Annotated in this window: 11 protein-coding genes; 8 read left to right on the top strand and 3 right to left on the bottom strand. The window is 68.6% G+C overall.

Annotated features, from left to right (window positions below):
- Nucleotides 1-6 precede the first annotated feature (6 nt).
- The 8 genes from U9J23_RS21145 to U9J23_RS21180 all read left to right on the top strand — a co-directional run bounded on the left by U9J23_RS21145 (nt 7) and on the right by U9J23_RS21180 (nt 8478).
- Nucleotides 7-1353, top strand: coding sequence for a cytochrome P450 (locus U9J23_RS21145; protein WP_326600254.1), 1347 nt, complete (start codon nt 7-9; stop codon nt 1351-1353).
- A 56-nt stretch (nt 1354-1409) separates the two neighbouring features.
- Entirely contained in the window at nt 1410-3095 is a 1686-nt protein-coding gene (locus tag U9J23_RS21150; protein WP_059384057.1) for a thiolase C-terminal domain-containing protein, read from the top strand.
- The gene (locus tag U9J23_RS21155; protein ID WP_059384056.1) at nt 3092-4021 is read left to right on the top strand and encodes an alpha/beta hydrolase; all 930 of its coding nucleotides are present in this window, start codon (nt 3092-3094) and stop codon (nt 4019-4021) included. The genes U9J23_RS21150 and U9J23_RS21155 overlap by 4 nt, the downstream gene beginning before the upstream one ends.
- A 28-nt stretch (nt 4022-4049) precedes the next feature.
- A complete protein-coding gene (locus U9J23_RS21160; protein WP_059384055.1) occupies nt 4050-4868 on the top strand; it encodes an NAD(P)-dependent oxidoreductase in 819 nt (272 codons plus the stop codon).
- Nucleotides 4865-5662 carry an NAD(P)-dependent oxidoreductase gene (locus U9J23_RS21165; RefSeq protein WP_326600258.1) on the top strand — a complete coding sequence of 266 codons (798 nt, stop codon included), beginning with the start codon at nt 4865-4867 and terminating at the stop codon, nt 5660-5662. Before U9J23_RS21160 ends, U9J23_RS21165 begins: the two co-directional genes overlap by 4 nt.
- Nucleotides 5663-5787: 125 nt before the next feature.
- Nucleotides 5788-6549 carry an SDR family NAD(P)-dependent oxidoreductase gene (locus U9J23_RS21170; RefSeq protein WP_059384053.1) on the top strand — a complete coding sequence of 254 codons (762 nt, stop codon included), beginning with the start codon at nt 5788-5790 and terminating at the stop codon, nt 6547-6549.
- Nucleotides 6550-6617: 68 nt separating this feature from the next.
- Entirely contained in the window at nt 6618-7049 is a 432-nt protein-coding gene (locus U9J23_RS21175) for a MarR family winged helix-turn-helix transcriptional regulator (protein ID WP_016692307.1), read from the top strand.
- Nucleotides 7033-8478 (top strand): MFS transporter, encoded by a 1446-nt coding sequence (locus U9J23_RS21180; RefSeq protein WP_059384052.1) that lies wholly within the window; start codon nt 7033-7035, stop codon nt 8476-8478. The genes U9J23_RS21175 and U9J23_RS21180 overlap by 17 nt, the downstream gene beginning before the upstream one ends.
- Nucleotides 8479-8484: 6 nt before the next feature.
- Here U9J23_RS21180 and U9J23_RS21185 read toward each other — a convergent pair whose 3' ends face one another.
- The 3 genes from U9J23_RS21185 to U9J23_RS21195 are packed head-to-tail and all read right to left on the bottom strand — an operon-like array spanning nt 8485 to nt 11295.
- The gene (locus tag U9J23_RS21185; protein ID WP_194699488.1) at nt 8485-9396 is read right to left on the bottom strand and encodes an NAD(P)-dependent oxidoreductase; all 912 of its coding nucleotides are present in this window, start codon (nt 9394-9396) and stop codon (nt 8485-8487) included.
- The gene (locus U9J23_RS21190; RefSeq protein ID WP_085470193.1) at nt 9393-9848 is read right to left on the bottom strand and encodes a carboxymuconolactone decarboxylase family protein; all 456 of its coding nucleotides are present in this window, start codon (nt 9846-9848) and stop codon (nt 9393-9395) included. The genes U9J23_RS21185 and U9J23_RS21190 overlap by 4 nt, the downstream gene beginning before the upstream one ends.
- 10 nt (nt 9849-9858) lie before the next feature.
- Nucleotides 9859-11295 carry an aldehyde dehydrogenase family protein gene (locus U9J23_RS21195; RefSeq protein ID WP_370670872.1) on the bottom strand — a complete coding sequence of 479 codons (1437 nt, stop codon included), beginning with the start codon at nt 11293-11295 and terminating at the stop codon, nt 9859-9861.

Raw genomic sequence — 11295 nt, forward strand, 5'->3', positions numbered from 1 at the left:
ACAGTCATGAGCGTCGACGACGTCGTTGCCGACACATCCCACCGCACTCCGGTCTACCAGTTCGACCGGCACGCACCCGACTACCGCGACAACTTCCTTCCGATCACGGAAGAGATGCAGTCCAAATGCCCGATGGCCTGGTCGGACACCCACGGCGGCCACTGGGTCGCCGCGGGCAGCGACGAGGTGTTCAACCTCGTCCGGTCCCCGAACGTCTCCAACGACCACGACATCAAGGGTGTCCGAAAAGGCTACAAGGGCATCATGATTCCGACGGCCGAGCGCGCCTCCGGCGTGCGCGGTGGAATCCTCGAAATGGACGACCCCGAGCATCGGGAGTTCCGCGCCCTGCTCAACCCCTACCTCTCCCCCGCGGCGATCAAGAAGTGGATCCCCGTCATCGACGAGGTCGTGCGCGCGAGCCTCGACGAGAAGATCGAGAGCGGACGGATCGACTTCGTCGACGATCTCGCGAACATCGTGCCGGCCGTCATCACCCTGGCCATGCTCGGTGTCCCGATCAAGAAGTGGGAGGTGTACTGCGAGCCGGTCCACGCCGCGATCTACACCCCGCCGGACTCGCCGGACGTCGCCCGCGTCAGCGAACTGCACCGCAACATGGGCATCGACCTGATCACGAACCTGTTCGAGATCCGCGAGAAGCCGCGTCCCGGCCTGATCAACGCGATCGCCGACGTCGAGGTGCTCGGCGAGAAGCCCGACGACATGGAGCTTCTCGGCATCCTGAGCCTGCTGATCGGTGGCGGATTCGACACCACCACGGCACTGACCTCGCACGCCCTCGAATGGCTCAGCCAGAATCCCGACGAGCGCGAGCGTCTCAGCCAGGAACGCGACAGCCTGCTCGACAGCGCCACCGAGGAGTTCCTGCGGTACTTCACCCCCTCGCCGGGTGACGGTCGTACCTTCTCCACCGACTGCGAGTTCAAGGGCACGCAGTTCAAGGAGGGTGAGCGTCTGTGGCTGTCGTGGGCGATGGCCAACCGCGATCCCGCTCTGTTCGACGACCCGAACTCGATCGATCTCGAGCGGAAGGGCAACCGTCACTTCAGCTTCGGTCTGGGTGTCCACCGGTGCATCGGATCGAACCTGGCGCGCACGGTGTTCAAGCGGATGCTGCTCGCCGTGCTCGACCGGATGCCCGACTACACGTGCGATCCGGAGACGACGGTGCACTACGACTCCATCGGCGTCATCCAGGGCATGCGGCACCTCCCGGCGACGTTCACACCGGGCAAGCGCCTCGGCGCCGGCCTCGACGAAACGCTGGAGAAGCTGCAGGTCCAGATCGACGAGCAGGAACTCGCGGCACCCATCACGGCTGCCAGGTAACACCGCTCGGACGTAACCAGGAGTGAGGAAGGCCGGTATCGGTGGCTGAGACGACAGTGGTCGAACGGGAGACGGGCGACGCCTCTGCGAAGGCGTCGGGACGCCCCCTCCCCCAGTTGACCCTGCAGAACAAGTTCTTCTGGACCTCCGGCGAGGACGGCCGGTTGCGGATCCAGGAATGCGAGTCGTGCTCGGCTCTCATCCATCCGCCGCAACCGGTCTGCCGGTACTGCCGGGAGAAGAAGATGGGTGTGCGCGTGGTCTCCGGATACGCGACACTCATCGGGTTCACCGTCAACCACCGTTTCGGGCTGCCCGGCCTTCCCCCTCCGTTCGTCATCGCGCAGGTCGCACTCGAGGAGGATTCGCGGGTGCGCCTGACCACCAACGTGGTCGAATGCGATGCCGAACAGCTCGAACTCGGCATGCGCATGGAGGTCGTCTTCCATCGGGACGGCGACGTCTGGCTGCCGCTCTTCCGCCCGGCAGCGGAACAGGGCACACCTGCTCCGCTGCCCGTGGACGAGATCGAACCCGAGCAGATCCGCTTCCACATCCGTCCGCCCGCGAGCCCGGACAAGTTCGAGGACAAGGTCGCCATCACCGGTATCGGCATGTCCGACATCGGGCGCCGCCTCATGGTCGATCCCGTCTCCCTCACCGTGCAGGCGTGCGAACGTGCCGTCGCCGACGCCGGACTGACGATGGACGACATCGACGGCCTGTCGACCTATCCCGGTGCCGGCCCGATCATCGGTTTCGGTGAAGGCGGTGTCGCCGCCGTCGAATCCGCTCTCGGACTGCGCCCCACCTGGTTCAACGGCGGCATCGAGACCCCCGGGCCCAGCGGCTCGGTGATCGCCGCGATGCTCGCCGTCGCGAGCGGTCTCGCCCGGCACGTGCTCTGCTACCGCACCCTGTGGGAATCGAGTTACAACGAACTCGTCAAGGCCGGGCAGATCACGCCGCCCGGCGGACGGACCCCCAGCTGGATGGTGCCCTTCGGTGGTGTCTCCGCCGCTCACACCCTCGCCCAGAACGCCCAGCGGCACTTCCACCGCTACGGCACCACCCGCGAGACGCTCGGCTGGATCGCGCTCAACCAACGCGCGAACGCCGCCCTCAATCCCGGCGCGATCTACCGCGACCCGCTGACGATGGACGACTACCTGTCGGCGCGACCGGTCACCACGCCGTTCGGCCTGTACGACTGCGACGTGCCCTGCGACGGCGCTGTGGCGGTGATCGTCTCCGCCGTCGACACCGTGAAGGACCTGCCCGGCCCGGCGATCCGCGTGGAGGCCGTCGGCACCCAGGTCGTCGAACGCATCGAGTGGGACCAGAGCACCCTCGCCCACGAACCGCAGGTCCTCGGCCCGGCCGCGCACCTGTGGACCCGCACGTCGCTGCGACCCGAGGACGTCGACGTCGCCCAGCTCTACGACGGCTTCACCTTCAACGCCCTGTCGTGGATCGAGGCACTCGGCTTCTGCGGGATCGGCGAGGCGAAGGACTTCCTCGACGGCGGGAAGAACATCGCACGCGACGGCGTCCTCCCCCTCAACACCCACGGCGGCCAGCTCTCGCACGGACGCACTCACGGCATGGGTCTCGTGCACGAGGCGGTCACGCAGCTGCGCGGCACCGCAGGAGATCGCCAGGTGCGCGACGCCCGCGTGGCCGTGGTCAGCAGTGGCGGACTCACTCCCGGCAGCGCGATGCTGCTGCGGAGCGACTCATGAGCACCGTCCGCGCACAGTCCTCACCGATCGAGGAGGCTCACGTCGGCGGCGCGGGAGACGTCTCACCCGTAGCCCGCGTCGTCGATGTCGAGGGCATCCCGATGTCGGCGCTGGTCGCCGAGGCACCCGAGCCGCGCGCCGTGATCGTGGCACTGCACGGCGGTGCCGCCCGCGCGGCCTACTGGGACTGCCCCGACCATCCCGAACTGTCGATGATGCGCGAGGCCGTGGCGCACGGATTCACTGTGATCGCCCCGGATCGCCCCGGTTACGGCGAGTCGCGGCCGCACCGCGACGAGCTCGGCGACCCCGAACGCCGCGTCGATCTGGCCTACCGCACCGTCGACGCGCTGCTCGGCACAGCACCCCGCGGCGCCGGTCTGTTCCTGTGGGGGCACTCGGTCGGAAGCGAACTGACGACACGCATGGCCGTCGAGAACCGGCACGACGAGGTACTCGGCATCGAGCTCTCCGGCACGGGCCGCGAACACCATGCTCTGGCCGCCGGCATCCTCGGTACGCGCGAGCGGTACGCGAACGCCCGCGGTGTCGGCGAACTGCTGTGGACACCCGCCGAGCTCTACCCACCCGACATCGTCGGTGGCGCCGTGATCGCCGCACGCACTCCCGACTACGAGGCCGACGTGACGGCCGGCTGGCCGACCGTCGACTTCCCCGCCCTCGCCGCGCAGGTCCGCGTGCCCGTGCACTTCACCGCCGCCGAACACGAGAAGGTCTGGCGCAACGATCCGCAGGCGCTCGAGGACGTCGCTGCGCTGTTCACGGCAGCGCCGGGCGTGACCCTGCACCTCCATCCCGGCGGTGGACACAATCTCAGCATCGGTTACGCCGGGCCGGCCTACCACCGGACGGTGTTCGCATTCGTCGACGAGTGCATCGCGCACCAGGAGGTACCGGCCTTATGACGTCCCACCCCCGATCGGAGGCACTGTGATGCGTGTCGGATTCATCGGACTCGGAAGCCAGGGTGGGCCGATGGCCCGCCGGATCGTCGAGTCGGGATACGAGACGACGCTCTGGGCCCGTCGTCCGGAATCCCTTGATCCCTACGCCGATACGGCCGCGAAGTACGCGGAGTCACCCGCCGAGCTCGGTGCGGTCAGCGACCTCGTCTGCCTGTGCGTGGTGAACGACGACGACGTGCGCCAGGTGATCACGGGTGAGAACGGTGTCCTCGAAGGCATGAACGAGGGCGGCATCATCGCGGTACACAGCACGATCCATCCGGACACCTGCCGCGAACTCGCCGCAGCTGCACGCGAACGAGGCGTCTCGCTCGTCGACGCGCCGGTCAGCGGAGGCGGAATGGGGGCCGCCGCAGGCACTCTGCTCGTCATGGTCGGTGGTGAGAGCGACGTCGTGGAGCGGTGTCGGCCGGTGTTCTCCACCTACGGCGATCCGGTGGTGCACCTCGGGGACCTCGGAGCGGGCCTGGTCTCCAAGCTCCTCAACAACCTGTTGTTCACGGCGAACCTGGCGCTCGCCGAGAACACCCTGGCGCTCGGCGCGGAACTCGGCGTCGATCCCGCCCGCCTCGGTGAGGTCGTCTCACACGGTTCGGCGAACAGCTTCGCGCTCGGACGCGTCGTGTCCGCCGGGGGCAGCCTCGCCCGGATAGGCGGCCACGCCGGCGAGTTGCTGAAGAAGGACGTGAGCCTCGTGGCCGGTCTGGCCGCAGCGGCCGGGGCCACGGAGGGCATCACCTTCACCACCGCCGATGCGAGCCTCGAACAGATGGGACACCCGCGATGAGCCGCGTGCACTTCGTCGGCGCCGGACGTATGGGGCTGCCGATGGTCGAGCGTCTGGTCGCCGACGGACACGACGTGCACGTGCTCGCGCGGCACGACGACGCCCGGGCGGCCGTGGAGAAGACCGGCGCGACCGCGGTCGGTGGCATCACCGCTGTCGGCACCGACGCCGAGCTCGTCGTCGTCTGCGTGTTCACCGACGAGCAGGTACGCCGGGTGTGCCTCGACGACGGCGTGCTGGAGCGTATGCCGAAGGGTTCGACCCTCGTGGTCCACACCACGATCAGCCCGCGCACCGTGGAGACCCTGGCCTCTGCGGCCGAGCCGTTCGGGGTCGCGGTGATCGACGCCGCCGTGAGCGGTGGCCCGCACGACATCGCCGCCGGTGCATTGACGCTGTTCCTCGGCGGAGCGGACGAGGCCGTCGCCGCCGTGACGCCCGTGCTGAAGAGCTACGGCGATCCCGTCCTGCACGTCGGCGCGCCCGGCAGCGGGCAGAAGGTGAAGCTGGTCAACAACGCCCTGTTCGCGGCCGAGATCGGGTTGCTCGCCGAAGCGGCGGAACTCGGCCGGCAGCTCGGGGTCGACGAAGCGGCACTGTTCTCCGCCCTCCCCCACGGCAGTTCGTCGTGCAAGGTCATGGGGAACATCGCGATGCGCGGATCGGTGTCGGAATTCCGCAGTGCCGTGGGTGAATTCCTCACCAAGGACGTGGCGGTGGTGCGGGCCGCCGTGTCGGAGCTCGGAGGAGACCTCGGGGTCCTCGACACGGCCATCGACGCACACACCCGGTAGGCGGTCCGGCGAGGCGTCCCGGGTGGTGGTCCTGCTCCACTGCACGGGACGCCGTCCGCGCCGTCCCCCGGCTCGATCCGCACTGCTCCGATCCGCACTGTTCCGATCGAACGAAAGGTCATGTCGTGGAAGGTCTGAAGGACAAGGTCGTCCTGGTCGCCGGTGCCGCAACGGGTCTCGGCGCCGATTCCGCCCGTCGCCTCGCCCGTGAGGGCGCCCGGGTGGTGGTCGGCGACCTGAACCACGCCGGTGCGCAGAGCACCGCCGCGTCCATCACGGAGACCGGCGGCACGGCCGTCGCGGTCGAGTTCGACATCTCCGACGACGACTCCGTGCGGGCGCTCGTCGCGACGACGGTCGAGACGTACGGCGGGCTCGACGCCGTCCACATCAATGCCGGCGACATGGGTGCCGTCACGAAGGACACCGACGTCGTCGACATCGACCTCGAGATCTGGGACCGCACGGTAGCCGTGAATCTGCGCGGCCACATGCTCGTCACCCGTCACAGCGTCCCGAAGCTGCTCGAACGCGGCGGCGGAGCGATCGTGTACACCTCGTCCATCGCCTCGTTCACCGGCGACCCGCAACGTCCGGCCTATTCGGCGACGAAGGCGGGTATCAATGCGCTCGCACGGCACGTCGCGTCGCGATGGGGCCGGGAGGGGGTCCGGGCCAACGCGGTGACCCCGGGACTGATCCTCACCGACGAGATCCGGAACGGAGCGGCACCGGAACTGCTGGCAGGCATGCTCGCGCGCACGCGCAGCACCCGGCTCGGTGAGGCCGCGGACATCTCGAGCATGGTCGCCTACCTGATGTCCGACGACGGCTCGTGGATCAACGGCCAGGTGGTCAACGTGGACGGCGGCACCGTGCTCCGGTGATAGGTCTCACCGGATGATTCGCCCGATTAATCAACCAGGTTGATAAACCCGGTTGTATATTCGGCCGGGTGGACACGATCGAAGGAACCCTCGCCCAGTCCCTCAGGGAATCCCTGCGGCCGCTGTGGAGACAGCTCAACGCACACAAGACGCTCTCCACGGGCAAACTCGACGTGCTCGTCCACCTCGCCGACCGCGGTCGCGCCACGTCCGCGGAACTCGCGACGGCCGCGAAGATCAGCCCGCAGGCGATCGCCAACGCCGTCCGCGAGATCGAGAGCCTGGGCCTCATCACCCGGACTCCCGACGACCGCGACCGACGTCGGGTGTGGATCGAACTCACCGAGGCCGGCCGGGAACGGCTCGCCCACGAACGCTCGATCGGCAACGCGTGGCTCGAACGGGCGATCGCCGATCAGCTGACCGACGACGAGAGACAACTGCTCGGTGCCGCGATTCCCCTCCTGCGGAAGCTGACGGGCGGTGCGGCCGTTGAGTAAGCGCACCGAACGGTCCCTGCTCCTGCCCGCCCTCGTCTACACGGCGCTGACCAGCGCGATCGTCAGCTCCCTGGGCATGCTGCTCGTGCCCACCATCGCCGAGGAACTGTCGGTGTCCGTCAGCTCCGCACAGTGGATGCTCACGATCAATCTGCTCGTCGGCGCCGTCGCCACCCCGATCATGGGGCGGCTCAGCGACGGCCCGCACAAGAAGCGGCTGCTGTTGGTGTCCCTGGCGACCATCCTGGTGGGATCCGCCCTGGCGGCGTGCGCCCCGAACTTCACCGTCTTCCTCATCGGACGGGCCCTGCAGGGGCTGTCCTACGGCATCGTGCCCGTGACCATCGCCCTCGCCCGCCGATACCTGGCGGAGGACAAGGTGCGTGTGGGTATCTCGAGCCTGTCGGTCACCGTCTCCACCGGTCTCGGAATCGGTTATCCGCTCACCGGCATCCTGGCCAGTGCCGCCGGTTTCCGCGCAGCCTTCGCGTTCGCCGCCGTCTTCCTCGTGACCGCGTCGATCGTGGTGTGGCGCATCGTTCCGAACGGACCGGACGAGCGTGGCCTCCGCAGGAGGTTCGACACCTTCGGCGCCATCCTTCTCGGTGCGGGGCTCGCGGCCCTGCTCGTCGCGGTCAGCGAAGGCTCGAACTGGGGCTGGTCCTCGGCATGGACCCTCTCCTGCTTCCTCGCGGCAGCCGTTCTGCTGGCCGGGTGGGCGTTCGTCGAACTGCGCATCCCGAATCCGCTCGTGAACCTGCGGGTGGTCCGCAACAAGGACGTGCTGCTTGCCAACGGCACCGCCATCGGCCTCGGTGCCGCGATGTACATCGGGTTGTCGGTGAGCAGCCTCATCGCACAGTCGCCGACCTCCACCGGTTACGGCATCGCCCTGCCGCTGTTCTGGGCCGGCTTCGTCATGCTCCCGCTGTCGGTGGGCAGCTTCGGCGCCAACCGTGTCGTGCGTGCACTCGCGCGTCGCATCCGGCTGACGACGCTCCTCCCCCTCGGTGCCGGGGTCATGACGGTCTCGGCCTTCCTGCTGTGGTTCGAACACGACCGACTGTGGGAGATCCTCGTCGGGATGTTCCTGTTCGGCATCGGCATGGGCACGACCTACGCCGCGATGCCCGCACTCATCGCACGCAGCGTGGCCGACACCGAACTCGGCAGCGCCGTCAGCTTCAACCAGGTCCTCCGCACCGTCGGTGGTGCCTTCGGCAGCGCCCTGTCCGGCGCCGTCCTCGCCGCACACATGGGTGCCGACCTGCACCCGACCGATGGTGGCATCACGCTCGCATTCGCCGTCGGGGCGTGCGGCAGCGTGATCGTGTTTGCCGCGCTCGCGGTCAACCACGTCCGGTCCCGTGCCAGAAAGGGTGAGGCACCCTCCTCGAAGGTGCCTCACAACGTGTCGTCCTCCCGCTGACGCGAGCTACTGCCCGCCCAGCGACACCCCGTACACCTGCTCGAGATGGCGCACCACCGCCATCTGGTCCACCCCCGGCTCCAGTGCTTCGACGGCGGCGTTCCACACCTGCCCGATCGCTTCCCCGAGCACGGGGCTGATCCCCTGATCGTGGGCGAGGTCGAGTGCGATCCCGACGTCCTTGCGCATCAACGCCGCCGCGAACCCCGAATCGAACGTGCGCGAGAGCACGAACTTCTCGTACTTCGTCTCGGTCGCCTGGTTGCGGCCGCTGCCGGCGTTGAAGACCGAGAGCAGGGTCGCCGGGTCGATCCCGAACTTCTTCCCAACCAGCAAAGCCTCTGCCGCGACGAGCACGTTGTTCGCCGCGAGGAGATTGTTCAGTGCCTTGGCGGCATGACCCGATCCGACGGGACCGACCCGGATGATCTCGCTGCCCGTCTCCTGCAGCAGCGGCGTCACCCCGTCGACCACGGCGGCGTCGCCACCGGCCATCACGGCGAGGGTGCCCTGTTCGGCGCGCGCGACACCGCCGCTCACGGGAGCGTCGACGACGCGCACGCCCTTCTCCGCTGCGACCTCGGCGAGGCGTTGCGTGCGGGTCGGCACGCTCGAGCCCATGTCGACGATGACCGAACCCGGTCGCAGGTGTTGCAGCAGACCGTCCTCGGACAGCACGACGGAGTCGACGATGTCGCTCGTGGGCAGCATCAGGACGACCACGTCGCAGTCGGCGAAGTCCTCGGTGCCACCGGCACCGACGGCGGTGGGGTGCTCGTCGACGAACCGCTGCTGGGCGGCAGGATCGGCGTCGCGCACGATCAGGCTGCGACCGCCGCGGACGAAGTTCCGGGCGATGGGGCGTCCCATCGCGCCGAGACCGATATGGCCCACGGTCCCGAGAGTCACCTCGCTCATGCGTCCTCCTCCGTCGTCTCGTCGGCCTGCAGCGGGCCGAGTTCGTCGACGAGGACCTGCTGCACGACGCGCATCGCGGCGATGCCCGCGGGGCATCCGACATACGCCGTCGCGTGCACCACCGTCTCGGAGATCTCCTTCCGCGACAATCCGTTCCGGATCCCGGTACGGACGTGGGTGGCGAGTTCGTTGTGCTGACCGAGGGCGATCAGCAGCGAGATCGTCACGAGCGACCGGTCGCGGCGTTCGAGACCGTCCCGGGTCCATACGCCACCCCAGACGAATTCGCTGACGTACTCCTGCAGTCCCTCACCGTCGGTGCCGGCGTTGCGCGACAGCGCGGCGTCGACATACTCGTCGCCGAGGACCTCGCGGCGTACCGCGAGCCCGGAGTCGAGGACCGTTCGGTGTGCCGCCTGCACGGTGTCGTCGAGCGCGACCTGTGTTGTCATCGTTGCCCTTTCACATCCGCGACGAATCGAGCTTGACGGTCACGCATTTGACCTGACCGTAGTGGTGCAGCGCCTCGACGCCCTTCTCGCGTCCGTAGCCACTGTTCTTCCATCCCCCGAAAGGGGTCTGCACGGAGCCGGTGGACCAGGTGTTGACGAACACCTGCCCGGTGCGTAGGCGCCCGCTCACGGCGAGTGCGCGGGAGACGTCGCGGGTCCACACCCCGGCGACGAGTCCGTAGTCGGAGTCGTTCGCGATCTCCACCGCGTCGTCGACGGTGTCGAAGGGGACGACGACGAGTACCGGTCCGAAGATCTCCTCCCGCGCGATCCGCATCGAGTTGTCCACCCCGGTGTAGACGGTGGGCTCGACGAAGAAGCCACCGGTCTCCTCGGCCACGGCGGAGACCTTTCCGCCCGTCTCGAGGCGCACACCCTCCGCCTCGGCGATCCCGAAGTACTGCTGCACCTTCTCGAACTGGGCCCGGGTGATGATCGGACCGATGTCGACGCCGACGCGCAGTTCCGACACGCGGTCGACCACGCGGCGGACGACTTCGTCGTGCACCTCCCGCTGCACGAGCAGTCGCGTCCCAGCCGAGCACACCTGTCCGGCGTTGGCGGTGAACGCCTGCACCGCGCCGGCCACGGCGGCATCGAGATCCGCATCGGCGAACACGATGTTCGCCGACTTGCCCCCGAGCTCGAGGGTGACGGGCACGATCCGGTCGGCGGCGATCCCGCCGATGACCCGTCCCGTCGGCACGGATCCGGTGAACGCCACCTTGGCCACGTCGGGATGGTGGACGAGAGCGGCACCGGCCTCCCCACCGGTGCCCAGCACGACGCCGAGGACGCCGGGTGGGAAGCCCACCGCACTCGCGAGTTCCGCGAGGCGCACGCTCGATGCCGAAGTGTTCTCGGACGGCTTGAGCACCACGGTGTTCCCCGCCGCGAGCGCCGGTGCGCACGCCCGCGCCGACTGGTTGAGCGGCAGGTTCCACGGAGTGACCACGCCGATCACCCCGTAGGGCTCCCGCACCGTGTAGACGTGCTGGTCGGGAGCGATGTCGAGGGTCTCCCCCACGGGCATACCCACGAGACCGCCGTAGAACTCGAAGTAGGTCGCCGAGTTCTCCACCTCGGCCAGCGCGACCTTCTCGGGTTTCCCGGTCTCGCTGACCTCGAGTGCGGCGAGCCTCGGTGCGTCGGCCCGGATCGCGCGTGCGAGGTCGACGAGCAGACGGCCGCGGTCGAGTGCGGGGATCCGCAACCACTGCGGTCCGGCCGCGGAGGCGGCGCGCACGGCCGCACCGACGTCGATGGCATTGCCTCGGGCGATACGCCGGACGGGACGTCCGGTCGCGGGATCGCTGACGTCGAGGTAGTCGCCGCCGGACGGTGCCGTCGACGCCCCGTCGATCCAATGATCGAGTGTCTCCACGAT

This window comes from Rhodococcus sp. PD04, assembly GCF_035918275.1.
Lineage (GTDB): Bacteria > Actinomycetota > Actinomycetes > Mycobacteriales > Mycobacteriaceae > Rhodococcus > Rhodococcus rhodochrous.

Excerpts from the sequence above, each read along its gene's own strand:
- U9J23_RS21145 (WP_326600254.1), top strand. The coding sequence starts at position 7 with ATGAGCGTCGACGACGTCGTTGCCGACACATCCCACCGCACTCCGGTC.
- U9J23_RS21155 (WP_059384056.1), top strand. The coding sequence starts at position 3,092 with ATGAGCACCGTCCGCGCACAGTCCTCACCGATCGAGGAGGCTCACGTC.
- U9J23_RS21160 (WP_059384055.1), top strand. The coding sequence starts at position 4,050 with ATGCGTGTCGGATTCATCGGACTCGGAAGCCAGGGTGGGCCGATGGCC.
- U9J23_RS21165 (WP_326600258.1), top strand. The coding sequence starts at position 4,865 with ATGAGCCGCGTGCACTTCGTCGGCGCCGGACGTATGGGGCTGCCGATG.
- U9J23_RS21185 (WP_194699488.1), bottom strand. The coding sequence starts at position 9,396 with ATGAGCGAGGTGACTCTCGGGACCGTGGGCCATATCGGTCTCGGCGCG.
- U9J23_RS21190 (WP_085470193.1), bottom strand. The coding sequence starts at position 9,848 with ATGACAACACAGGTCGCGCTCGACGACACCGTGCAGGCGGCACACCGA.